The sequence below is a fragment of the Desulfosporosinus sp. FKB genome (genome assembly GCF_002196705.1).
Classification (GTDB): domain Bacteria; phylum Bacillota; class Desulfitobacteriia; order Desulfitobacteriales; family Desulfitobacteriaceae; genus Desulfosporosinus.
This window is the reverse complement of record NZ_NADJ01000016.1, coordinates 144,498-166,363: the sequence shown is the minus strand read 5'-3', so window position 1 is coordinate 166,363 and position 21,866 is coordinate 144,498. Positions and strand designations below refer to the sequence as shown.

The following is a 21,866-nucleotide window of genomic DNA, read 5'->3' as shown; positions in this document are numbered from 1 at the left end:
AAGGTCTGTCTGCTTGTTGGACTATGGAAGGGTTCATGATGAACCGTGAAGGCGAACTTATCACTCTAAGAAGATATAACGACAGAAAAAGAACAACAAGTAATTTGTTAAGAGGTTCCGATAATCGGGTTGTGTGTATTAGTAGGATTAGCGGAAGTTAACTTGAAAACAATTAGCCCTTAGAATTCTTCGAAAGAAGAAGAGATTTAAACCGCACTACAGGTAGCCAGAATTTTATAACAATGACTTATACATTAACATTGAATAGGTTATAGGTGATAAATAAAAGAACCGTTGATTTAGAACAAAGAAGCAAATTATGTCTGTATCTGTCGATATTTAACACATTAAAAATGATAAAATCTAAACTGAATGATAGCAAAATAATATTAAAATATGATAAAATACTAATATGTTAATTTTAGGAGGCGTTTTAAATCAACAGTAAGGAGCAAATTACAGAGATTTGCATTCTTGGCGGTGGTCCTGCAGGATATGTTGCAGCCATACGAGCTGCTCAGCTTGGTGCCAAAGTGACGCTTATTGAGGAGAGAGATGTCGGAGGGACTTGCCTCAACCGGGGATGTATACCAACAAAATCTTTTCTTAAATCTTCTGAAGCCATATCCTTGTTCACCAAGTCAAAGGAATTGGGTATCGCAGCAACGGTCGCATCGATTGATGCTAAAGTGATCAGAGCTAGAAAGGATCGAGTCGTAAAAAGCCTTAGGTTGGGTGTGGAGCATTTGCTCGCCAAGAATGGGGTTGAGGTTCTAAACGGAAACGGCCAGATAGACTCAGCACAAAGGGTGGTGGTTAAAACTGTCGATGGAGAGGAAGTGAAAGTTAACTGCAACCGCCTAATTATAACCACTGGCTCTGAACCATTGATTCCAGATATACCTGGCATAAAGCTGGCAGGAGTTATCACCAGCGATGAGGCCCTGGAACTCACAAAGATTCCTGAGAGCATTACCATTATTGGAGCTGGGGCCATAGGCATGGAGTTTGCCGCGTTTTATCACTCTATGGGCACTTTGGTAACAGTGGTTGAAGCGCAAGAAACAATCATTCCGAACGAGGACAAAGAAATCACAGCGGAACTCCTTAAAATCATGAAGAGGCAGGGAATCAAATTTATTCTTAAAGCCAAGGTCCAAGAGATTTCTAACTCTGAAAATGTACTGGAGACCTTTATCACAAATGGAGAAGAGAAAAAAATTGTCTTGTCTTCAGAAATGGTATTAGTCGCCGTGGGAAGAAAATTAGCAGGGATATCCCCCGACATAACAGCTCTTGGCATCAAGGTAACGAAAGGCTCCATCGTGGTAAATGACCAGATGGAAACCAATATCCCTGGAGTTTATGCTGCCGGTGATGTCATCGGCGGCAGCTTACTTGCGCACTTAGCCTTTGCCGAAGGGCGAGTTGCTGCTGAAAATGCAATGGGTATCCAAAGCAGACTAAATTATAAGGCTGTGCCGTCTTGCGTCTATACTAATCCAGAAGTAGCTTCAGTGGGCTTGAGTGAAGAACAAGCTCAGGAACAAGGTTTTTCTGTCAAGGTTGGACGTTTTGATTTCCGTAATAACGGCAGGGCCCTATGTCACGGAGAGCGGGAAGGGTTCGTTAAGATCATAACGGAGGAGAGCACTGGGGTTATTTTAGGAGCTCGGATTCTGGGACCTCATGCATCTGAATTGCTATCCGAAATTACCTTGGCAGTCAGTCTGGGAATTAAGGCAGAGGTCTTGGCAGACATGATTCATCCTCATCCAGCCTTAGCGGAAGCTGTCATGGAAGCGTGCGGGGATGCGATCGGCAGGGCCATTCATAAATAGTCCGTTGGAGTTAGACAATGAACATTAGTTTTGGGTTTCTATTTATAGAAGCCTGCAAATTCCAATAAATGGGGGAATCAAAATGTCAGAAAAAGAATTACCAGGATTTATAATGTGTGTTTGCACGGGAAAATGCCCAGGTTTTCAAAGTATGGACATCTGGGATTTCATTAATCAGGTCCGAGTCGAGCTGCCGGTGGAATATGGATTTATCCATCCTCAGTTATGCGAAGAAGACGGTGACCGTTTCTTGGCAGATTACCTAAAAGCCCACCGGAAGGTCATCATTGGTGCGTGTGCCCCGAATATGCAGCGGAAGATGTTCAAGCAGGCCTTTAAAGACGCAGGATTGGACATTGAAAAGGACGCTTATATGTTAGATATAAGGGATATGACCAACGAAGCAGCGTTCAAAAAGGTGGAAGAATTGGCAGAACAAATCGAAGCGGAGGGATAAACATGAGTGAAGAGACGTTTATGGGAGTTCCGAGAAATACCATCGACTGGAGCCCCATTATTGACTATGACAAATGCAATTATTGTATGGAGTGTGTAAAATTTTGTCCGCACCAAGTATACGAAATCCGAGAAACTGAGGAGAAAAAGCTAATCGTAAAAAATCCGGACAACTGCGTTGTCTTCTGTCGTGCATGTGGAAAAACCTGTGGCGTGGACGCCATAACCTTCCCAAACAAGGGGGAAACAACCAAGAAGATCAAGGAAACTCGAAAGGGGATGGGAGCCGATGAGTAAAAGTTTTGCTGTCTTACCTTGCAATGGTCTGGACAAAGCTGCGGGCTGTATCGCCCGAGAAATAGCGTTAAACATTCTCGAGAATTCTGAAAGCGAGATGATTTGCCCTGTGTTATATCGGATCGCTGATGCAAGATATACTAAAATTGCTCAAGAGAAACCTTTGCTTGTGATTGACGGCTGTCAGACACGGTGTGCCAGTAAGCTTGCTTCGGAAAAAGGGTTAAAAGTTAACATAAAACTTATGGTAAACGAGGAAGCCAAAAACAGAGGAATAGAACTGGGAGATTCCTTAAGGCTTAGGGAAAAGGAATTGAAACTAGCTCAAGATCTTGTAACTGAACTGCTAAAAGTAAAAGAAACAGAAAAGGTTTCAGAAAGTGAGATAGTCTACCCCGAAACGCATGATTATGAAGTTTATCAAAAGGATAAATTCATTTTCCGAGTACCCAAAGAAGGCTTTTTATTTAATGAAAACGACAGTTGGGTATATATATCCGGTAATAAAGCTCGAATAGGGGTTACTGATTATGTCCAGCAAAGCCTATCGGATATCATGTTTTTTACTCCCCCTGTCGTCGGGAGTGAGGTGGAACAGTTTGGAGAGTTAGGAACGGTAGAATCGGGCAAAGCTGTCTTTGAAGTGGTCTCCCCTGTGTCGGGTAAGATTATCGCTGTCAATGAAGAACTTTCTGCCGCACCAGAACTTATTAATTCGAATCCTTATGAAAAGGGCTGGATCGCTGAAGTCGAACTCTCTGATTTGGAAAGTGATAGAGAACTTTTGCTTGATTTTACGGGATACTTCACGATTTTAAAAAGAAAGGTAGATGAATTTCATGTCTGAGAGGATTAAAGTAATCCCCTGTAGCGGAATGGGCAAGGTCTACGGTCTCGTGGCGAGGGAAAGTGCCTTGAAGGTTGTTCAGGAGCTGTGCCCGCAGGAATCCAGCACAGTATGCCTTGCTTATATCGTAACAGGAGATCAAGAGGCTAAGGAATTGATCGAAGGGCAAAAGTGTATTACGCTCGATGGCTGTCCTGCCATGTGTGCGGCGAAAAACGCTGAGTTGGCTGGTGGTGTCGTTACAGAAAAGGTAAGGGTTATCGATTCGTTTCGCAAGCACAAGGGAGCAAAGCCTGGAACAGCGACAGATCTTACAGAAGAAGGTTGGCTGGTTGTGGATGAAATAGCCGGCGAAATTGCTGAAAAAGTTAAACTGTTGAGCAAGGAGGGTTAATAATGTCTATAAATATGGTGAAAGTCGGAGTAGTATCCTGCAGCGGCGAGGACTGTTTGGGAGGGACTATCTCTCGACTTGCTACTCGGAAAATGCTGGACGAAATTCGGCCGGATACGACAGTGACAATATGTCTGCCGTTATTTCTGGCAGGGGGAGTGGAAGAACGGGGATTTGCCGAAAAGTTCCCGACGATTTCCGTGGATGGCTGCTCGAAAGCTTGCGCCAAAAGGGCAACGGAGAAATATAGTGGCAAGGTAAGCGCCGCAATTGATGTTTCGGATTTTATTGGCAAGGAAGTAGCCGAAGCAGAAGCCTTGTCCATCAGAAACCTGACGGATGAACACTCAGCAATGGTTGAGAAGGTGGTCAGCGAGATAACGGTGAAGTTTGATGAAGTACTGAGGGCTGCGCAAAGAGACCTGGTGGCTAAAGGCCTGGCCATGGTAGGTAGTGGTCCTTCCGGAGGCTGTGGTTGCGGCTGTGGGACAAAGTAAAAAAGAAATTGCATTATAGGGAGAGGCTAAAATGACGACGAGTTGGTATCCGATTATTAATTATGATAATTGTATTGAATGCGGGTCTTGTATTAATAAATGCTCACATGGTGTCTATGACAAAGAGAGTACGAAGCCAATTGTCATCTATCCGGAGGGATGTATCGATCATTGTACAGGGTGTCAGGCACTATGTCCGGCAGAAGCGATTCAGTATTATGGAGACGATGGTAGTGGCCCTAAGACAACCTGCAGCTGCGGTTGTTGATAGAGATAGTCATAGGGAATAGAATTAAGAACAGCGAAAATAGTCCTTTGGTAGACGTGCTTAGGGCACGTCTCTTTGCACCAGGGACAATGCGCCTTCCTGTAGATTGTCTTTGGGGGCGAGGAATGCTGTAAAATTACTAAAACATAATTATGAACCCTCAATCGTTCATTACCCAGTAATCGACCATTGAGGGTTCATTTATATAAAAATGCGTTAAAACGATAATGCAATTTTTAAAGTTTAAAGCATGCAATAGTATTTTGAAGATCCTTAGCCAGTTTATCAAGGTTCTCTGCTGAAGTAAATAAAGAGACAGCAGTGGCATTTTGTTCCTCTGCGGCAGCGGCTGCTGTTTGCGTACCCGTTGAAATTCCTTCGGCTTCCATCACTATTTTCTTGGTGCTAGTCCTCATGTTTTGCCCCTCATTTTGAATCTGATGCACTGAGGATTCAATTGCATGCGCTAAAATCGCACTATCTTCGACAGATGATCGGATAGTCTCAAATTGTGTAAATATTTCTCTTATGTATGTCCCACCTTGATTGACGCTCCGCACACTAGCCTCCATCTCTAAATGTGCCCCCTGCGAGGCATGCTGCATTTCTTGTACACGTGCCGTGATGTCCCCAAGGCTCTGTTGAACCTGTTCAGCTAATTTTCGTACCTCTTCAGCCACCACGGCAAATCCACGGCCATGTTCGCCTGCCCGAACTGCTTCGATAGCCGCGTTTAAGGCCAGCAGGTTTGTTTGTTGCGCTATGCTGTTAATAATTTCAACTGTCTGGGCAATCCGCTCAGATTTGTCGTCAACTTGCCCAATGACTTCGCTGAGACTATTCACTTGTAATTCAATAGCCTCCATTTGAGTAACGACATTTTGCAGAGATTCGCTTCCTGCTTTGGATAGATCCGCGGAACGATTGGAAGAGTAACTAACTTGTTCTGCCTGCGTTTCAGCTTGGGACAATTCCTCAACCACCCGTCGCATTCGTTCCTGGTTTTCGGCCATGTGATTTAACTGAAGCTGAATATCCCCAGCAATGGTGCTTGTGGCGGCTGCTACTTGTTCTGCCGCCATGGCTGACTGTTCGGCTCCAAGACGAATCTGTTCGGCGGTACTTTTAAGGCGTTCACCCGATTCGCTGACACTTCCGACCATTGTGCTTAACGACTGTATCATCCCGCGAAAGGCCTGTTGAATCTCTTCTCCCTCTCGGTTCCAAGGCATCCAGAGGGCTTGTTTCCTTTGGGTTATATCACCAGCGCTGATTTTATTGGCAGTAAGGATAAGAGAACTCAACATTTTCGTTAACGCCCGGCTAAGGAAGATTCCGATTAAGAGGCTGCCAATGATATCGAGGACCACGAGAACACTGGAGATGAAACGATAGGCTTGCAAATGATAGCATAGATCGGAAAGGGTATTCATCGGAAGTATCCCTTGTTGTTGGAGCTTTGTGAAGGTGTTTTGCATTTGAGACATTTCAAAAACTCCAATTATGCCGACCACTCCAGCGGCTAAAGCCATGAGTACTATAAGGGCGGTTACCTGAGTTCCTAAGCGCCATCTCTTCATTATTTTTCACTCCTTGAATCAGTTTGTTTAGACGTTAACAATAAATATGTAAGACGGAAGCTTATTACAAAATAATAATATGATATATTTATAATATGATAATATTAATTTTATTCTTTTCTGTCTTTCTTTGCAAGAGTCACTAAAAATTTATGTACAAAAAATAACGTAACCGAAAGGGCAGACTCTAACTCGGTAGGGAGGAAGAGCAAGGTTTTGTTCTATTATGCATAAGTGTAACTTGGCAGCCGCCTGCGCCAGCCAAGCATTTCTTTATTTCAATATACCTCTTGAAGTATTATAAAATTTAAGTATAATAAAATTAATATATTATAAATTACTAATATAATAAAGGAGTGGATGTGGGGATGCCCTGAACAAGGTCAAGTTTCGCAGGATCACAAATTACCACTAAGCATAGAAGAACAGATGAGAATCATTATTAAGGATTAAGGGGTGAAACGCTATGAATAAGGATGGAAACAAGATCATCCTGTTGCTCGGTTTAGCTGGTTTTATCGTTATGGCAGACAATTGGGTAGTATCTCCGATATTGCCCGCCATTTCTCAAAATTTGACGCTTGATATTTCAAGAGCCGGACTCTTAATCACAGCCTATATGATTCCCTTTGGAATTTTTCAGATTATCTTTGGTCCCTTGGCAGATCGCTATGGAAAAAAACAGGTTATAACGTTGGCGATGATCATGTTTACGATCGCGACAGGGCTTTGTGCGTTAGGTTCGAGTCTAACTAACCTGGCGATATACAGAGCACTAACAGGAGTGTTTGCTGCCTCGGTCATGCCAATATCCTTAGCTTTGATCGGGGATATGTTCCCGATCCAGGAAAGACAGGGTGCCATAGGAACGTTTATGGGAATTTCGTTTCTGGGGCAAGGACTCAGTATGGCCATCGGAGGCACGATTGCTTACTTCCTTAATTGGAGAGGGGTTTTTGGCATCTATGCTATACTGGCCATAATTCCGACGTTGCTGCTCCTTAAAAATTACAAGTCGCTGCCTTCGGAAAAGCACCCTGGCAACAAAATTTTTGCACCGTATGCGAAACTGTTGGGGACCAGTAGGAGTTTGTTTACGTATTTCATTGTTTTACTGGAAGGGATATTTATTGTTGGAAGCTTTTCTTATGGAGGGGCTTACATTGCTAAAACCTATGGATTTAACTATTTATATATTGGTTTAATTATGACGGCCTTCGGAATCATGTCCGTTATTGGCGGGAGAATGAGCGGTAAGTTAGCGGCTAAAATGGGGGCGCGCAAAGTATTGAGCTTAGGGCTTGTGTCAGCAGCCATGGCGGATATCATTATCTACTTGTATGGGGATATTCTGGGGATGCTGATCTTAGGTATTGCCTTGCTGGGACTTGGTTTCATCTTTACGCATTCTACCCTTCTCACAAGAGCTACAGAGTTTGCCCAGAAGGCTAGGGGTGCAGCCATGTCCTTGGTTGCCTTTTGCTTCATGGGGGGTGGCGGTATCGGTACGGCAATTGGCGGAAGGGTGATTGCCGCCGCCGGACTCGACAACCTTTTTCTAATTAACGGGCTTGCCCTGGTTATTACGCTGCTTTTGAGCTTTGTCTTAATCCGGGATCATGTCGTGGAACCTAATGAAATAAAGGAAATGATCAGAAATTTGTAAAGATATAGAAAGAGAAACTACTATGATTACGCAACTTCAAACTCGTGTTATTGAATCATTATCGTATGATCCGTGGGTAAATTTGGCCATCGAAGAATATTTATTAAAACAAATAGCCGAGGATGAAGTTATCCTTTATTTATGGCAAAATGACAACACGGTGGTCATTGGCAGAAATCAGAACGCCTGGAAAGAGTGTCGGCATCTTGATTTGGAACAAGAGGGCGGAAAACTAGCCCGGCGTTTATCCGGCGGTGGTGCGGTTTTCCATGACTTAGGCAATCTGAACTTCACCTTCATTATGAATAAAAAACATTATGACTTATCAAAACAGCTCAATGTAATTTTACAGGCAGTAACAAAACTTGGCATAAAGGCCGAGTTTTCTGGGCGTAACGATTTGATGATTGAGGAAAAAAAGTTTTCCGGTAACGCTTACTATTTTAATCAAGACAGGGCTTTGCATCATGGCACGATCCTAATTAATAGCGATTTGACGAAACTTAGTCGTTACCTACAGGTATCTAGTGAAAAGATAATTTCCAAAGGGGTTGATTCTGTTCGTTCCAGAGTGGTGAATTTAGTGGAAGTTAAAAGAGCTATCACTTTATCCGATGTAACCCAAAGCATGAAAGAGAGTTTTTTTCATAATTACCGGGGGAGCACCCAAGAAATGGCTGTGGATCGCAATGACTTCAATATTGAACCGTTGGTTAGGAAGTATTCCTCTTGGGAATGGCGGTTTGGCAACACTCCGAAGTTTGACATTTCAATTTGTCGCCGCTTTGCTTGGGGAGAAATGGAATTAGGGTTTTGTTTGAAAAACGGCCGCATTGATTCAGTGCAAGTTTTTTCTGATGCCATTGAAGAGCGCTTAATCAGCGATATCGGAAAAGGCCTTGAAGGATGCTCTTTTAAGAAAGACAGGATGATTGAGCGTCTGATAAAGATTAATAGTCAATCTGGAAATCAGGCGCTTATTATTAAAGATGTAGCCCTATGGCTCAGTGAAACAGAGATATAGATTTAAAAAACATCCTGTATAGATTTACTTATTGTTCTATTCCAGGGGGATCTTTAATTTAGCCCTAACCTGTAGCTAACATTGTGCTTGATTAGAGAAAAGATGATGATTTGGATAGGAAAATAGTAGGAGGGTGTGAGAACATGAAAACTTGTCGTAATTGTGGGTTGGGTATTGAGGCAAGCAACGACCTAATAAGCTGTTTTAAATACAAGACGGCGAGCAATTCAGATGAGGAAAAATCCGACTGCCTATATTTCATTGATAAGATTATAGAGGATGGCGAGCCTTTGCCTCCAATACAACATCTTATTTTGGTCGAGCAAGAATTAGGGAAGGGAAAAATGAAAATTAGTATTAACAATGGTTTTCGATTATAAATCTTTCATCTAAAATTCTCATTAACTTCTATAGGCAACTGAATTGCCTGTGATATTTTGATTTTAATGCGTCCTTTTTCAAAACCTCCTTCTTATATATTGAACACAAATATACTTTTCACGAAGTTTGAAAATGTAACAGTTTTGACACGATTGCTGGTTAAGATACTATTGTACCGGGTGAAAAATATATTGAGGTCAATTTACGAAGGAGGTATTACTGTATGAAAAAGAAACTCGCCATAGGGGTGCTAAGTGTTGTGTTATTGGTGGGAGGAGCCACGGCAGCGTTCGCTGCCACAGATTCATCAAAGCTTGATGAGATCAAAAGCTTAACCCAGCAAGTGTTCGGAATTCAAAAGCAAATAGCTGACAAAGAAGTTGAGGCTGGTATCATTACTCAAGCACAGGCTGACGCTATGAAGAGCTCTATTGACCTGCGCCAGCAATACAGTACCCAAGCAATAGCGAGTGGTCAGGTTTTTGGCCCGGGCATGGGGAGGATGCGTGGCGGCATGATGTATAATAACGGTCAACCTATGACGGATGATCAGCTTAAAGCTTGGGACAGTGCAGCTCAAGCTCGTCTGCAAGCACAGGCTCAGGCTATGAAGGCGAACGGCTTGACGGATGATCAGGTTAAAGCCTGGACTGATGCTATGCAAGCCCAAATAAAAGTGCAAGAAGATGCCCTTATGAAAGGTACTTTTGTTTCCGGAGGAATGGGAATGCACGGTGGCATGGGTGGCGGCAGAGGTATGCATGGCGGTTTTTGGGGTTATAATACAGTGCCAAGCGCAGGTACATCAAGTAGCTCAAATACACAATGAGTTTATTTCGCCGTGATCACCTAACGTATTAATGGTTAAACGATACCGGTACATTATTTTTTATCCTTGAACCCACTTTATATTCTCTGCAAACCCTGAAACAGCTTGTTTCGGGGTTCGACTTTTACCAGCGGCTTTGCTTTCGCCAAGACTCCGCAGAAGTCATTTAATGATATTATCTCAGACACCGAAGGTTGTATCGGTAAAAAACGCGGGAGGTTGGAAAGTTTAATGAATTATAAAGACAATAAAACCAAATTTGTCCTCAAATTTATAGTTCCTCTCCTTATTATCGGAGTAATAGTGGGAATTTATATCTTAAAAAGTAGCGAACAGAAGCTTATGGCAGATACAAATGACGAATTCGCGCTCGAAGCAACAGCCATAGATCTAGATCAGCTAAAAACTTACGGGTTACCGATTGTGATTGATTTTGGTGCGGATTCCTGTGTTCCTTGTAAAGAAATGGCACCCGTACTTAAGAAACTTAATAAGGAGACGCAAGGCAAGGCTATTATCAAGTTCGTAGACGTTTGGAAAAATAAAAATGCAGCTGATAATTTCCCGGTAGACTTAATCCCAACGCAGTTCTACTTTGATAAAGACGGCAATCCCTTTGTGCCTAAAGACCCCGAAGCCATGCAAATGATGATGTATTCCACGAAGGATACCAATAAACATGTTTATACTGCACATCAAGGAGGTATGACGGAAGCACAGCTTAGAGCTGTTCTGAAGGAGATGGGTGTGGAATGATCACGGAATGGCTTGATGTTCTTTCGACGCTTATTTCTCAAAATATGTGGATAGCTCCAGTGCTTGCTTTGCTTGCCGGTGTACTGACGTCCCTGACCCCTTGCGCATTATCAAGTGTTCCGCTAGTCATAGGCTATGTAGGCGGCACTGGAAACAATAACATGAAAAGGGCCTTTTGGCTTTCACTTACCTTTGCGGCAGGCTCAGCGGTCACGTTTACAATCCTGGGAACAGTATCGTCACTTGTTGGGAAACTGATGGGAACAACATCATCCTGGTGGTATCTTTTATTGGGAGTTCTCATGGTGTTTATGGCTATGCAAACCTGGGAGATTTATAATTTCGTACCTTCTACTTTCCTCATTGCCAAGAACACTCGAAGGGGGTACATTGGAGCCTTTATAGCAGGAATATTAGGGGGCGTTTTTTCATCCCCTTGTGCAACGCCGGTACTGATTACACTTCTTGCAGTTGTGGCAGAACGAGGAAGTTTGCTATGGGGGATCGTCTTGTTATTATTCTATTCTATCGGTCATAGTACCTTGGTGTTGGCTGCAGGAACATCAATCGGATTTGTAAAAAACATGACAGCAACCCATCGATATGGTACATTCACCGTTGTACTGAGAATTGTCTTGGGTAGTTCAATTCTGCTCATAGCGTTTTATATGTTTTATTTAGGATTTTAGAGTGGGGATTTGAGTTTTGCACCCTTTTTTTCAAATTATGTCTGAAAGTATTAGTACGAGCTGCCATTGTCTCTCAGTACTTGTGAAGTTCACTATTACGGCATTTAGTCACTAAAACTATTGCTGCCTGACGATAAATTTTAAGATGAAGCGGATAAAGGACATTCTTAAAGGTAAAGTTACTTGCAAAAGACTTTAACATATAATAATATGCTTATATAATTAATGAGTTATAGATAAGGGAGGAGGCCGAGACTTTTGGCTTATGAACCGCGTATTGATGCAATGGTTGAAAGATTCAAGGTTTTGGGAGATAAAACACGGTTGAGAATTTTAGTGCTACTGCAAGGTCGGGAACTACGCGTTTGCGATTTGACGGAAGTCTTAAGTATAAGCCAGCCTGGGGTATCCCAACAAATGAGACGCCTGCATAAAGCGGGATTTGTGAATGAACGCCGTGGAGGGCAATGGATCTATTATACGCTGAATATGGAAAATTCTCTGCTGGCTCTGCTTATTCCTACGTTGCCCAAGTCAGAAGAGGACGAAAAAAAGATTATGATGTCTAAAGGATGTCCTACTTAGTAATACGATTTTTAGTGCATGATTTGCAATAAACATAAGAGGAATGACACAAAATATAGGATCATGCATTGAATCGTTAGTTAAAAATTTGAACCGTCCTACAAATTAAAACGGGGAGCGAATGATATGAAAAAGATGCAAATATTTGAACCTGCTATGTGTTGTTCCACCGGACTCTGTGGTGTAGGGGTTGACACGGAATTGCTTCGGATTTCTACCGTTCTTAATTCATTGAAGAAAAACGGCGTTGAAGTTGACCGTTTCAATCTTACGAATGCACCGATGGAATTTGTCAACAATAAGGCAGTGAATGACCTTCTCCAAACTAAAGGGGTTGAGCAACTGCCGGCTACGGTCTTAGATGGGGAAATTTTGATTACAGGCCGATACCCCAGTAATGAAGAGTTCGCAAAGCTTCTCAACATTCCAATTTCCTTACTAAGTGAGAAAGAAAAAGACGAGACGTTTACAATTCTTCCTAAAACCTCAGGATGTGGTTGTTCGGACGGGAACTGCTGATTCAGTAAATTCAAATCGTGAGTTCCGGAAATGAGGGTGACAAACAATGCAGATTTTCAATCCACAGAAAATTACGCTGACAAAGTATTTATTTTATACCGGCAAAGGGGGCGTCGGGAAAACCTCCACCGCTTGTGCAACGGCCGTGAATCTTGCCGACAGTGGGAAGAAGGTGCTGCTCATCAGCACGGATCCTGCTTCAAACTTGCAGGATGTTTTTGAGACGGAGTTGACGAATAAAGGGGTTCCCGTTAAGGGAGTACCGAATCTCATCGTAGCTAACCTTGATCCCCTCCAGGCGGCAGCAGAATACAGAGAAAGTGTCATCTCTCCGTATCGCGGTAAACTGCCCGATGCGGTGCTTAACAATATGGAGGAACAACTTTCCGGTTCTTGTACGGTGGAAATTGCTGCTTTTAATGAGTTTTCCAACTTTATAACGAATGAAAAAACACAATTAGACTTCGACCATGTTATATTTGATACCGCTCCAACAGGGCATACCCTCAGAATGCTTCAATTACCTTCTGCCTGGAGCAATTTTATCAGTGAAAGCACCCACGGTGCCTCCTGTTTAGGACAGCTTTCCGGTTTGGAAGACAAAAAAGAGATTTATAAAAAGGCAGTGGAAACCTTAGCCGACGGCAATCTGACGACCCTCATTCTTGTATCCCGTCCTGAAACAGCACCTCTTAAAGAAGCTGAACGAGCGTCGAAAGAGCTGGCGGATATTGGTGTCAACAATCAGGTAATGATCCTAAATGGTGTATTGACCTCGTACGATGATCGTATTTCTGAAAGTCTCTATCACAAGCAGCAGAAAGCGCTGGCCGATATGCCCCAGGGGTTGCAATCCCTCACTATTTTCACCGTGCCGCTCAGAGCGTATAACATTACAGGTATGGAGAATGTAAGAGCCTTGCTGACTAAGGATAATTATATCGTCCGCGAGGAACGGTTACAGGCTCAGGCAATCCCTCAGCTTAAGGATGTTATTGAGGATCTCCATCATACCCATAAAAAGGTCATCTTTACCATGGGCAAGGGGGGAGTGGGTAAGACGACCATTGCAGCAGCCATTGCCATGGGATTGTCCGCCAGGGGTAAAAAGGTACACCTTACCACTACTGATCCTGCGGCACATCTCAAATTTGTGATCGAAGAGACCTACGGCATCACTATGAGTCATATTGATGAGCAGGCAGAATTGGAAAAATATCAAGAGGAAGTGCTTGCCAAGGCCAGAGAAACCATGTCCGAAGAGGATATAGCCTATATCGAGGAGGATTTGCGCTCCCCTTGTACCCAGGAAATCGCCGTATTCAGAGCTTTTGCTCAAATTGTGGAAAAGGCAGAAGATCAAGTCGTTGTCATCGACACGGCACCGACTGGTCATACGCTTTTGCTGCTGGACTCCACGCAGAGCTACCACAAGGAGATCCAACGTTCCCAAGGGGATATTCCCGAATCTGTGGTCAAGCTGCTGCCACGATTGCGTAATGCCGACGAAACCGAGGTCATCATTGTTACTCTTGCGGAAGCTACACCCGTGTATGAAGCAATGCGTCTGGAGGAGGATTTGCAACGGGCGGATATAGCCACCAAATGGTGGGTTATCAATTCCTCGCTGTATCATACCGGGACAACGAATCAACTGTTGTCCGCTAAGGCTAGCAATGAGATCGAGTGGATCAACAAAGTTGATACACATTCGAAGGGGAATTTTGCCGTTATCGCTTGGAGTGCTGAGGAGATCAAAGGAGATAAGCTGCTTACCCTCTAATCTAACTGAATGGAAATTAGGACCATTAAGTAATTGAATCAACCCGAGGAACAGCAAGAGTTCCTCGGGTTGACCTCATTTTAAGGGTAGTTCATGTATGTATAGGGTATATAAGAATAATGGCATAAAATAGTAAACCATGATTATATTTACAACTATGCTATTATAGAATGGTAATGATTAAATGATATCAAATAGTTATCGAAAGGGTTGGGAAATGACTAATGCAAATTACTGACGAAATGACTAATTGGATAAAGGAATTATCTGAAACCAAAGGCTATATCTGTCATGGCTTAGTTAATTACCAGAAGGGTGTTTCTGCAGTCAACGAAGAATCAGACCCAAGTGATCCAGCAAATTTTTTCGCTCAGCAATGTACTGCTATATTGAAGAGGTTAGGGACATCCTTGAATAATCTTGATGGAGGAATACCCGATAAACTTATAGTTGAAGCATCAAAAATGACCATGATTATCTTCCCTGTGAATGATACTTACTTTTGTGGAGTGGGTTTGACGCCAGGAATGGAGACTGCATGTGCAATTAAGAAACTAACTGAATTACGTGCTGCCTTTAGTAAAGCATTGTAATTTTATGATGCTTCCTCAAGATTTAACAAAAGTTGCTAGAGAGTTTTTCGTTTTGGCGAGAGACTCTCATATTTTCTTGTTTCGCATTTTGCTCTTCTCTTTCTTAAAACGAAAGACCATTTACTTATTCCTGGTCAATTCTTTTTGCGTTCATTTGTCATCTTTATGGTTTGCACCATTATTTAACCAATAAACAAAAAAATATATTTACATATTGAAATATCTAAATATAACAGTATAATAAAGATAAGACTACAACTTATTTAACAACTACCCTTACTATTGAAAGGATGTGCAAGACAATGGAAATCAAGATTCTAAGTACAGGCGGATGTGCCAATTGCAAGAAAATGGAACAGCTTGTTTTGGAGGTGCTAAAGGAAACAAAAACTGCGGCCGAGGTTATTAAGGTAACGGAAATTAAGGAAATCATGTCCTTCGGAGTGATGTCCACACCATGTTTGGTCATTAATAACAAAGTGAAGATTGCTGGTAAACTGCCTGCCAAGAACACGATTAAAGAATTTATTATGAGCGAAGATGCTTAAAGAAGGTGACTTATATGTGGCAAGCTTTTGTGGATTATTTAGTCTACCAGGTCATGGGGTTATCCCCTCAAAGTCATTTAGGTTCAGCATTAGATTTTTTCATCTATGACACTGTGAAAATTTTCTTGATGCTAGCGGTAATCATTTTTTTAGTTTCCATTATCCGAAGTTTTTTTCCACCGGAGAGGACAAGGAAAATTCTCAGTGGGAAGCGGGAGGTAAAGGTAGATACAGGAGACGGAACGGGTGCCGTAACCGTTGAAACAGAAAGCAGCCTGCGCGAGTTTCTCGGGAATGTTCTGGCAGCTCTGTTGGGGATAGTAACACCCTTTTGTTCCTGTTCAGCAGTTCCGGTGTTTATTGGTTTTGTGGAGTCAGGTGTGCCGCTGGGGGTGACTTTTTCTTTCCTGATTTCCTCACCAATGGTCAATGAAGTGGCTCTTATCATGCTCTGGGGAATGTTTGGTTGGAAAATCGCTGCAATTTATATTTCGACCGGAGTTATTGTAGCTATCATCGGTGGGATAATAATAGGCAGACTTAAATTGGAACATCAGGTTGAGGATTATGTCTATAACATCAAAATGGGGGAAAACGAGTTAGTTAAGTTGACCTGGAAAGAAAGAGTGGACTACGCCTGGGGTTATGTTCAGGATATCTTGAAGAAAGTCTGGCTTTATGTTCTCATCGGGATTGCCATCGGCGGTTTTATGCATGGCTATGCACCTGCTGATTTTTTGGTTAGATATGCCGGGAAAGACAACCTGTTTGCCGTACCTTTAGCTGTCGCAATTGGAGTACCGCTTTATTCCAATGCTGCAGGAATCATCCCGATTGTCAATGTTTTGATGGAAAAAGGAATGGCCTTGGGCACGGTACTTGCCTTCATGATGGCTGTGACCGCTCTGAGCTTGCCTGAGATGATTATTTTGCGTAAAGTCTTAAAGCCGAAGTTGATTGGGATATTTATTGGGATTATGACCGTAACGATTATTTTTGTGGGTTATCTCTTTAATGCCATTATGGCGTAGCCTAATTTACTAAGCTCAAGGAGGTGGAACGTTTGGGCCGACTAAGGAAAATCGCTGAATTCTATAGTGCTCTAGCGGATGAAACAAGGCTAACCATTCTGGAAATGTTAACAAAGCAAGAAATGTGTGTCTGCGAGCTCATTGTTGGGGTAGGTCTGTCTCAACCGGCAGTCTCCCACCATCTGAAAATCCTCAGGCAAGCAGAATTAATTAACGCCAAGAAAGAAGGCAAATGGGTTTATTATTCTCTCAATGCCGATGTTCTTCAATCACTATTTCCTGAAGATGAACCTTCTGTCTTCAAAGACTATGCTGAACCCATTCGAAGCTTGTGCACTCAAAGACCGTCTCCATCCCCCTTGCACAGTAAAAATGCAGCTTGTTTGCTAAAATTAGATGGGAATGAGTTTGAAGGCTGATAGAAAGATGGTGAAAAAGTGGTGGATTATTGTGCTCTTCAAAACGAACCAATAAACTTTGACTTAGGGTTTACTTGCCCGGAGTGCGGTGATAAAGGCAGACCCATAAAAATTATTACGTTGAAAAGTCTGTTAGTACCAAGTGCCTTAGCTAAACTAGAACCTTCAGCTTCTTACAAAATGTGTACCAACAAAGCTTGTTCCGTAGTTTATTTTAACGAAAGACAAGGGGTATTTAAAACGATAGACATTAAAGTCGAAGTCTACACAAAAAGCGAGGATGAAGACTGCCCAGTTTGTTACTGTTTCGGCTGGACTAAAAAAAGAGTGCTGCAAGAATTTAAGGAAACGGGCAGAGCTACCGCCTTAGAGGAGATTACTGCTCATACGAAGGCTGGCCGATGTGGGTGTGATGTAAATAACCCCGAGGGTTCTTGCTGCCTCAGTAACGTAAAATGTCTCTTGGAGTCAATTACTAAGGAGAGCTAAATCATGTTTAACGCCATGATACTTTTTATTCTCGCTGGCTTAGCGGAAATAGGGGGAGGTTACCTGGTTTGGCTATGGCTCAGGGAAGCCAAGTCATTTTGGTATGGAATTCTAGGAGGACTAATTCTCATACTTTATGGCGTCATACCCACCTTACAGAGGTTTCCTGACTTTGGCAGAGTTTATGCCGCCTATGGAGGAGTTTTTATCTTTCTTGCCGTATTATGGGGCTGGGGAATTGATCATAAAGTACCAGATATTTACGATTGGATCGGAGCTGCAATATGTTTAGTTGGTGTTTCTATAATATTGTGGGCGCCACGTCATTAGAGTGCATCGAAAGGGATGGTTACAATTATGAATATCGGGATTTTCCCATGTCAAGGTCGTTGTAACGTCAGTATGATGACAAAAACGGTGGCTGAATTTTTCGTAGATGACGAAATAATACGCGTACTACCCCATGTAGGTTTACCTCTTGACAATGAAAGTGGTATTCACGAAAAGTATATTGCCCTAAATGGCTGTCCGGCAAAATGTGCTTCTAAGGAATTTGAGATAGCAAGAATTAAACCACATGAAGAAATCGTCATGACTAAGGATTTTGATCCAAAAAATAATGAAAAATATGCAGAGTTATTAAATATTGATGAAGAGGTATCCTTAGTGCAGGAAGTGATCGAACGATTATTGGGTTCGACTGTTGTCTAAATTAGGACCGCTAGGTAATTGAATTAACCCGAGGTACCGGTACACGAGTTCCCCGGGTTAATTCAGTTTCTAAATGATATTTTTAGAAAGTGAACTTGCTCACTATTTTGGCCAAGAAGGGTATTACCATCAGATAATTTACCCTTGGCGTTATGTAGATCGAATAAATGCTTAGCTATCGCAAGTCCTAGTCTTGTGCCAAGGCCTTGACGGGATTTATCGACTTTGTAGAAACGGTCCAAAGGAAGGAGAGTTAATCGGCAGCAATACCATACCCTTGATCACGAATGATGATGGGTAACATATTCTTCTGAATTATTCTCGCTTAGACACAAAGGGGTGATCCGGTGAATATACATCATAATTTCAATAGGTAATTATCAGAAGCGCAAAATTTCCAAAATTATGATAATATTATTGTGTAACAAATCTGAGAAACAATTAACGGGGGAGGGGAGACGCATGGTTCAGGTGGATGTGTTCGGAATCCGTGAAGAGGCTCCGTCTGGTACGTGCAGTTGCGGTGGAGCCTGTGGGTCAACGACGGAAAAGACCATGGGGGAAATGTTTGAGGATTTGGTCCGGTTTTGTCAGGAAAGTGATTTAGCTTCTAACATAAAATTGCGGTTCATTGATGTTTTTGAAGATGATCTAAAGGGCTACGATACTGCGCACACAATGTTTAAGAACGGATTTGCTTTACCACTGGTTGCGGTTAACGGGGTGGTACGCTTTTATGGCGGAATCAGCCACAGTAGGGTCTATGATGAGGTTAAGAAGATTTGCCAATAGTAATAGGGGAAGGTCAGATCAGCGTCAGTTTTCAAGCAGGAGATCTCTCCCGGGTTAAAGTACCGATTAAGAAGTTTGCCTAATGGTTAAGTACGATGTGAAGAAGTAATGTAACAACCTTGAACTATCCAAATCAAGGGTTAGCAACAAACATCAATGTTTGTTTGCTGACCCTTGATTATTTCTATGCAGATATTGACAGAGAAGGTAATGGGAGTATTATTATAATTATATTATAATTTAGTAATATTAAGAAGGGAAGTTGGAATATGTTTACGATTTTGATGTATATAGCAGCTTTCGGCTTTCTTGTCCTTTCCTTTATAAAGGATAAGAAAAAGACCTATATGGCCTTAAAAAAGGCCTGGAAATCGTTTGAAAATATCCTGCCTCAGTTCTTGGCTATTTTAGTGATTATAGGGATCATGCTGGCGGTTTTGAGTCCTGAAGTGATTTCGGGATTAATCGGAGAAAAATCCGGGTGGTTAGGGATGTTGATGGCTTCTCTGGTCGGTTCTGTTACTTTGATCCCTGGATTTGTAGCTTTTCCGTTAGCGTCAGCTTTATTGAAAAACGGTGCTGGTTTCATGCAAATTGCCGTATTTATTTCAACCCTCATGATGGTTGGCATCGTGACCATCCCTTTAGAGATCAAGTATTTCGGCAGAAAAGCTGCACTACTCAGAAATAGCTTAGCCTTCGCCTTCTCCTTTATCGTAGCCATTGCAATCGGGGTGGTGCTGAGATGAAAATGCTGCTTAAACGCTATAAGTATTTCTTAGTACTGCTCGTCATTAATATCGTCGTTTATTGTTTGTATCCAACAGTCGGTCAAAAGTCTGCTGAGATCACTTGGAGCAATACGGTGGAAATGCTTTCGGTTATTCCACCCATATTTATTCTCTTAGGTCTCTTAGATGTCTGGGTACAACGAGAAACAATGATCAAGTTGATGGGCGAGAAATCAGGAATCCTGGGCATTCTCATCGCATTCTTCTTAGGTTCGGCCGCGGCCGGACCGTTATATGCAGCGTTTCCTATTGCTGGAGTACTCCTGCAGAAGGGGAGCAAGTTTTCTAACGTCTTAATTTTTATTGGGGCCTGGTCAACCACCAAAATACCGATGCTTTTATTTGAGGCTTCTTCCATGGGGTGGAAGTTTATGATGACTCGATTTGTCATCGATATACCGGGGATTATGTTAATTGCCTATATCACGGCAAAAATACTTAATGAAAAAGAAAAGCAATACATCTATGATCAGGCAGGTAACGTTGCTTAAGACAGCTAAGGGGAAATGTTCTTCGCAGTAAGGGGGGAATTATGTGTTATACGGAAAATTAAAAGAGTATAGGGCTGTAATCACGTTCCCATCGTTAACGGAAGCATTGGGAGCAGAGAAGGTCCTCACTCGGTTCGATTGTCCATTTGCCAGTATTCCTACTCCACGAAGTTTAAGATCCGGCTGTAATACGTCATTGTGCTTTCCCTTGGAGCGCAAAGAAATTGTCGATGAAGTGATTGATGATGGAGTCGTTCTGACGGGAGCGTATGAAGCACGCGAGGATGGATTTTTCTCATTAGTATGGTGACGACGATTTAAGCAAATACAAAATCCGGTTGTTCAGAAAGGAGTTGAAAGATCATGATTTACTTAGATAATGCGGCAACGACTTGGCCGAAGCCAAAACAAGTTGTGGAGGCTATCGAAGAGGCCCTTGTAACTAAAATGGGAAATGCCGGCCGAGGTGGACATGGCGCAGCAATGAAGATGGCCAGGCTGATCTATCAGACGAGAGAAGACTTGTGTGTTTTATTCGGTACAGATGATCCGAAGAGAGTTGTCTTTACTCAGAATGCCACTCATGCTTTGAATCAAGCCTTATTTGGACTGTTGCAGCCGGGGGATCATGTTATTACGTCTTCGATCGAACATAATGCAGTGGCCAGACCACTTTTCGCCTTGAAAAATCGCGGGGTAGAGGTAAGCGAAATTCCCGGGACGCTAGGAGGAGAGTTCGATCTTGAGGCCTACGACAAAGCTTTTCAACCCAATACCAAGTTAGTGGTAACCTTACATGCCTCAAATGTCACCGGAACATTGTTACCGATCAGAGAAACTGGTCAAATTGCTCATGAGCACGGGGCGTTATATTTATTAGATGCTGCGCAAACGGCAGGGGTTTTTTCTATTGATTTAGGACGCCTTGACGTGGACTTACTTGCTTTTCCGGGACATAAAGGCCTTTTAGGACCTCAAGGAACGGGCGGGCTCATTTTCAAGCCGGGAATTCACTTGGAGCCATTAATTTATGGTGGCACTGGGAGCCTCTCCGAAGAGGACCGTCAGCCGGACTTTCTGCCGGATGCCTTGGAGAGCGGTACACTGAACGGTCCAGGAATTGCGGGACTAGGGGCGGGCGTGCGCTACATCCTAGACCAGGGAATCGATCGGATACGGGTAAGAGAACAGGAACTTTGCCGGAAATTATGGAACGGTTTACGGGAGATTCCGGAGGTTAAGCTTTATGGAAGCGACATGGTGGAGCGACGGTCCCCCATTGTGGCTTTTAACATTGGAGAACTGGATTCCGTGGAAACCGCCTTTGCTTTAGAAGAAGAAGCAGAAATAGTTGCCCGAGCAGGGCTGCATTGTGCGGCCCATGCCCATAGGATGCTCGGAACCCTAAGTCAGGGAGTTGTTCGCTTTAGCCCTTCCCATTTCACGAGTGAGGAAGAACTTGAAACTGTGCTGCAGGTAGTGAGAAAGGTCGCAAGCGAATACTCGACATCATTGGTATAGCATGATTAGTTTCATCCCAAGCGACGAACGGGTGCATCTTTACAGTTGGTATAGATGCACCTGTTATT

Annotated in this window: 29 protein-coding genes; 28 read left to right on the top strand and 1 reads right to left on the bottom strand. The window is 42.8% G+C overall.

What is annotated here, in order from left to right; translation table 11 throughout:
• Positions 1–437 precede the first annotated feature (437 nt).
• The 7 genes from lpdA (at position 438) to B5Y67_RS06360 (ending at position 4,600) form a co-directional block, all read left to right on the top strand.
• Entirely contained in the window at positions 438–1,841 is a 1,404-nt protein-coding gene (gene lpdA / locus B5Y67_RS06390) for a dihydrolipoyl dehydrogenase (protein WP_242975888.1), read from the top strand.
• An 82-nt stretch (positions 1,842–1,923) separates the two neighbouring features.
• Complete coding sequence (locus tag B5Y67_RS06385) at positions 1,924–2,298, top strand: hypothetical protein (RefSeq protein WP_088225657.1); 375 nt, start codon at positions 1,924–1,926, stop codon at positions 2,296–2,298.
• Between the two features lie 2 nt (positions 2,299–2,300).
• Positions 2,301–2,594 carry a ferredoxin family protein gene (locus tag B5Y67_RS06380; RefSeq protein WP_088225656.1) on the top strand — a complete coding sequence of 98 codons (294 nt, stop codon included), beginning with the start codon at positions 2,301–2,303 and terminating at the stop codon, positions 2,592–2,594.
• Entirely contained in the window at positions 2,587–3,441 is an 855-nt protein-coding gene (locus tag B5Y67_RS06375; RefSeq protein WP_088225655.1) for a putative zinc-binding protein, read from the top strand. The genes B5Y67_RS06380 and B5Y67_RS06375 overlap by 8 nt, the downstream gene beginning before the upstream one ends.
• A complete protein-coding gene (locus tag B5Y67_RS06370) occupies positions 3,434–3,835 on the top strand; it encodes a putative zinc-binding protein (protein ID WP_242975887.1) in 402 nt (133 codons plus the stop codon). The genes B5Y67_RS06375 and B5Y67_RS06370 overlap by 8 nt, the downstream gene beginning before the upstream one ends.
• 2 nt (positions 3,836–3,837) lie before the next feature.
• Complete coding sequence (locus B5Y67_RS06365; RefSeq protein ID WP_348982292.1) at positions 3,838–4,332, top strand: putative zinc-binding protein; 495 nt, start codon at positions 3,838–3,840, stop codon at positions 4,330–4,332.
• A 31-nt stretch (positions 4,333–4,363) separates the two neighbouring features.
• Positions 4,364–4,600, top strand: coding sequence for a 4Fe-4S dicluster domain-containing protein (locus tag B5Y67_RS06360; protein ID WP_088225653.1), 237 nt, complete (start codon positions 4,364–4,366; stop codon positions 4,598–4,600).
• A gap of 236 nt (positions 4,601–4,836) precedes the next feature.
• Here B5Y67_RS06360 and B5Y67_RS06355 read toward each other — a convergent pair whose 3' ends face one another.
• A complete protein-coding gene (locus tag B5Y67_RS06355) occupies positions 4,837–6,180 on the bottom strand; it encodes a methyl-accepting chemotaxis protein (RefSeq protein ID WP_088225652.1) in 1,344 nt (447 codons plus the stop codon).
• A gap of 466 nt (positions 6,181–6,646) precedes the next feature.
• Between B5Y67_RS06355 and B5Y67_RS06350 the strand changes: the two genes are divergently transcribed.
• The 21 genes from B5Y67_RS06350 (at position 6,647) to B5Y67_RS06250 (ending at position 21,798) form a co-directional block, all read left to right on the top strand.
• Positions 6,647–7,846, top strand: coding sequence for an MFS transporter (locus B5Y67_RS06350; protein WP_088225651.1), 1,200 nt, complete (start codon positions 6,647–6,649; stop codon positions 7,844–7,846).
• Positions 7,847–7,868: 22 nt separating this feature from the next.
• Positions 7,869–8,870 carry a lipoate--protein ligase gene (locus tag B5Y67_RS06345; protein WP_088225650.1) on the top strand — a complete coding sequence of 334 codons (1,002 nt, stop codon included), beginning with the start codon at positions 7,869–7,871 and terminating at the stop codon, positions 8,868–8,870.
• A gap of 143 nt (positions 8,871–9,013) precedes the next feature.
• A complete protein-coding gene (locus B5Y67_RS06340) occupies positions 9,014–9,250 on the top strand; it encodes a hypothetical protein (RefSeq protein ID WP_088225649.1) in 237 nt (78 codons plus the stop codon).
• 224 nt (positions 9,251–9,474) lie between these two features.
• Complete coding sequence (locus tag B5Y67_RS06335) at positions 9,475–10,080, top strand: DUF2680 domain-containing protein (RefSeq protein ID WP_088225648.1); 606 nt, start codon at positions 9,475–9,477, stop codon at positions 10,078–10,080.
• 231 nt (positions 10,081–10,311) lie between these two features.
• Positions 10,312–10,836, top strand: a complete 525-nt coding sequence (locus B5Y67_RS06330; protein ID WP_088225647.1) for a thioredoxin family protein — start codon at positions 10,312–10,314, stop codon at positions 10,834–10,836.
• Positions 10,833–11,525 carry a cytochrome c biogenesis protein CcdA gene (locus B5Y67_RS06325; RefSeq protein ID WP_088225646.1) on the top strand — a complete coding sequence of 231 codons (693 nt, stop codon included), beginning with the start codon at positions 10,833–10,835 and terminating at the stop codon, positions 11,523–11,525. Before B5Y67_RS06330 ends, B5Y67_RS06325 begins: the two co-directional genes overlap by 4 nt.
• A gap of 258 nt (positions 11,526–11,783) precedes the next feature.
• Positions 11,784–12,110 (top strand): metalloregulator ArsR/SmtB family transcription factor, encoded by a 327-nt coding sequence (locus tag B5Y67_RS06320; protein ID WP_242975886.1) that lies wholly within the window; start codon positions 11,784–11,786, stop codon positions 12,108–12,110.
• A 126-nt stretch (positions 12,111–12,236) separates the two neighbouring features.
• Positions 12,237–12,629 (top strand): arsenite efflux transporter metallochaperone ArsD, encoded by a 393-nt coding sequence (gene arsD, locus B5Y67_RS06315; RefSeq protein WP_088187977.1) that lies wholly within the window; start codon positions 12,237–12,239, stop codon positions 12,627–12,629.
• 46 nt (positions 12,630–12,675) lie between these two features.
• Positions 12,676–14,412: an arsenical pump-driving ATPase gene (gene arsA / locus B5Y67_RS06310; protein WP_088225645.1), complete on the top strand. Its 1,737-nt coding sequence runs from the start codon at positions 12,676–12,678 to the stop codon at positions 14,410–14,412.
• A gap of 224 nt (positions 14,413–14,636) precedes the next feature.
• Positions 14,637–15,005, top strand: a complete 369-nt coding sequence (locus B5Y67_RS06305; protein ID WP_088225644.1) for a hypothetical protein — start codon at positions 14,637–14,639, stop codon at positions 15,003–15,005.
• A 302-nt stretch (positions 15,006–15,307) separates the two neighbouring features.
• Positions 15,308–15,553, top strand: coding sequence for a thioredoxin family protein (locus B5Y67_RS06300; protein ID WP_088225643.1), 246 nt, complete (start codon positions 15,308–15,310; stop codon positions 15,551–15,553).
• A 14-nt stretch (positions 15,554–15,567) separates the two neighbouring features.
• Positions 15,568–16,584: a permease gene (locus tag B5Y67_RS06295; RefSeq protein ID WP_088225642.1), complete on the top strand. Its 1,017-nt coding sequence runs from the start codon at positions 15,568–15,570 to the stop codon at positions 16,582–16,584.
• A gap of 32 nt (positions 16,585–16,616) precedes the next feature.
• Positions 16,617–17,003 (top strand): metalloregulator ArsR/SmtB family transcription factor, encoded by a 387-nt coding sequence (locus B5Y67_RS06290; RefSeq protein ID WP_140419059.1) that lies wholly within the window; start codon positions 16,617–16,619, stop codon positions 17,001–17,003.
• 18 nt (positions 17,004–17,021) lie between these two features.
• Positions 17,022–17,492 (top strand): (2Fe-2S)-binding protein, encoded by a 471-nt coding sequence (locus B5Y67_RS06285; protein WP_207652403.1) that lies wholly within the window; start codon positions 17,022–17,024, stop codon positions 17,490–17,492.
• A gap of 3 nt (positions 17,493–17,495) precedes the next feature.
• Positions 17,496–17,822, top strand: coding sequence for a YnfA family protein (locus B5Y67_RS06280; protein ID WP_088225641.1), 327 nt, complete (start codon positions 17,496–17,498; stop codon positions 17,820–17,822).
• Between the two features lie 27 nt (positions 17,823–17,849).
• A complete protein-coding gene (locus tag B5Y67_RS06275) occupies positions 17,850–18,203 on the top strand; it encodes a putative zinc-binding protein (protein WP_088225640.1) in 354 nt (117 codons plus the stop codon).
• A 462-nt stretch (positions 18,204–18,665) separates the two neighbouring features.
• Complete coding sequence (locus B5Y67_RS06270) at positions 18,666–18,995, top strand: hypothetical protein (RefSeq protein WP_207652402.1); 330 nt, start codon at positions 18,666–18,668, stop codon at positions 18,993–18,995.
• Between the two features lie 269 nt (positions 18,996–19,264).
• Positions 19,265–19,744, top strand: coding sequence for a permease (locus tag B5Y67_RS06265; RefSeq protein WP_088187984.1), 480 nt, complete (start codon positions 19,265–19,267; stop codon positions 19,742–19,744).
• Positions 19,741–20,277: a permease gene (locus B5Y67_RS06260; RefSeq protein ID WP_088187985.1), complete on the top strand. Its 537-nt coding sequence runs from the start codon at positions 19,741–19,743 to the stop codon at positions 20,275–20,277. Before B5Y67_RS06265 ends, B5Y67_RS06260 begins: the two co-directional genes overlap by 4 nt.
• Positions 20,278–20,320: 43 nt before the next feature.
• Complete coding sequence (locus B5Y67_RS06255; protein WP_088225639.1) at positions 20,321–20,587, top strand: DUF3343 domain-containing protein; 267 nt, start codon at positions 20,321–20,323, stop codon at positions 20,585–20,587.
• Between the two features lie 53 nt (positions 20,588–20,640).
• Positions 20,641–21,798, top strand: coding sequence for an aminotransferase class V-fold PLP-dependent enzyme (locus tag B5Y67_RS06250; RefSeq protein WP_088225638.1), 1,158 nt, complete (start codon positions 20,641–20,643; stop codon positions 21,796–21,798).
• The last annotated feature ends 68 nt before the right edge of the window (positions 21,799–21,866 follow it).

Excerpts from the sequence above, each read along its gene's own strand:
- B5Y67_RS06385 (WP_088225657.1), top strand. The coding sequence starts at position 1,924 with ATGTCAGAAAAAGAATTACCAGGATTTATAATGTGTGTTTGCACGGGA.
- B5Y67_RS06380 (WP_088225656.1), top strand. The coding sequence starts at position 2,301 with ATGAGTGAAGAGACGTTTATGGGAGTTCCGAGAAATACCATCGACTGG.
- B5Y67_RS06375 (WP_088225655.1), top strand. The coding sequence starts at position 2,587 with ATGAGTAAAAGTTTTGCTGTCTTACCTTGCAATGGTCTGGACAAAGCT.
- B5Y67_RS06370 (WP_242975887.1), top strand. The coding sequence starts at position 3,434 with ATGTCTGAGAGGATTAAAGTAATCCCCTGTAGCGGAATGGGCAAGGTC.
- B5Y67_RS06365 (WP_348982292.1), top strand. The coding sequence starts at position 3,838 with ATGTCTATAAATATGGTGAAAGTCGGAGTAGTATCCTGCAGCGGCGAG.
- B5Y67_RS06360 (WP_088225653.1), top strand. The coding sequence starts at position 4,364 with ATGACGACGAGTTGGTATCCGATTATTAATTATGATAATTGTATTGAA.
- B5Y67_RS06355 (WP_088225652.1), bottom strand. The coding sequence starts at position 6,180 with ATGAAGAGATGGCGCTTAGGAACTCAGGTAACCGCCCTTATAGTACTC.
- B5Y67_RS06350 (WP_088225651.1), top strand. The coding sequence starts at position 6,647 with ATGAATAAGGATGGAAACAAGATCATCCTGTTGCTCGGTTTAGCTGGT.
- B5Y67_RS06345 (WP_088225650.1), top strand. The coding sequence starts at position 7,869 with ATGATTACGCAACTTCAAACTCGTGTTATTGAATCATTATCGTATGAT.
- B5Y67_RS06340 (WP_088225649.1), top strand. The coding sequence starts at position 9,014 with ATGAAAACTTGTCGTAATTGTGGGTTGGGTATTGAGGCAAGCAACGAC.
- B5Y67_RS06335 (WP_088225648.1), top strand. The coding sequence starts at position 9,475 with ATGAAAAAGAAACTCGCCATAGGGGTGCTAAGTGTTGTGTTATTGGTG.
- B5Y67_RS06330 (WP_088225647.1), top strand. The coding sequence starts at position 10,312 with ATGAATTATAAAGACAATAAAACCAAATTTGTCCTCAAATTTATAGTT.
- B5Y67_RS06325 (WP_088225646.1), top strand. The coding sequence starts at position 10,833 with ATGATCACGGAATGGCTTGATGTTCTTTCGACGCTTATTTCTCAAAAT.
- arsD (WP_088187977.1), top strand. The coding sequence starts at position 12,237 with ATGAAAAAGATGCAAATATTTGAACCTGCTATGTGTTGTTCCACCGGA.
- arsA (WP_088225645.1), top strand. The coding sequence starts at position 12,676 with ATGCAGATTTTCAATCCACAGAAAATTACGCTGACAAAGTATTTATTT.
- B5Y67_RS06305 (WP_088225644.1), top strand. The coding sequence starts at position 14,637 with ATGCAAATTACTGACGAAATGACTAATTGGATAAAGGAATTATCTGAA.
- B5Y67_RS06300 (WP_088225643.1), top strand. The coding sequence starts at position 15,308 with ATGGAAATCAAGATTCTAAGTACAGGCGGATGTGCCAATTGCAAGAAA.
- B5Y67_RS06295 (WP_088225642.1), top strand. The coding sequence starts at position 15,568 with ATGTGGCAAGCTTTTGTGGATTATTTAGTCTACCAGGTCATGGGGTTA.
- B5Y67_RS06280 (WP_088225641.1), top strand. The coding sequence starts at position 17,496 with ATGTTTAACGCCATGATACTTTTTATTCTCGCTGGCTTAGCGGAAATA.
- B5Y67_RS06275 (WP_088225640.1), top strand. The coding sequence starts at position 17,850 with ATGAATATCGGGATTTTCCCATGTCAAGGTCGTTGTAACGTCAGTATG.
- B5Y67_RS06270 (WP_207652402.1), top strand. The coding sequence starts at position 18,666 with ATGGTTCAGGTGGATGTGTTCGGAATCCGTGAAGAGGCTCCGTCTGGT.
- B5Y67_RS06265 (WP_088187984.1), top strand. The coding sequence starts at position 19,265 with ATGTTTACGATTTTGATGTATATAGCAGCTTTCGGCTTTCTTGTCCTT.
- B5Y67_RS06260 (WP_088187985.1), top strand. The coding sequence starts at position 19,741 with ATGAAAATGCTGCTTAAACGCTATAAGTATTTCTTAGTACTGCTCGTC.
- B5Y67_RS06250 (WP_088225638.1), top strand. The coding sequence starts at position 20,641 with ATGATTTACTTAGATAATGCGGCAACGACTTGGCCGAAGCCAAAACAA.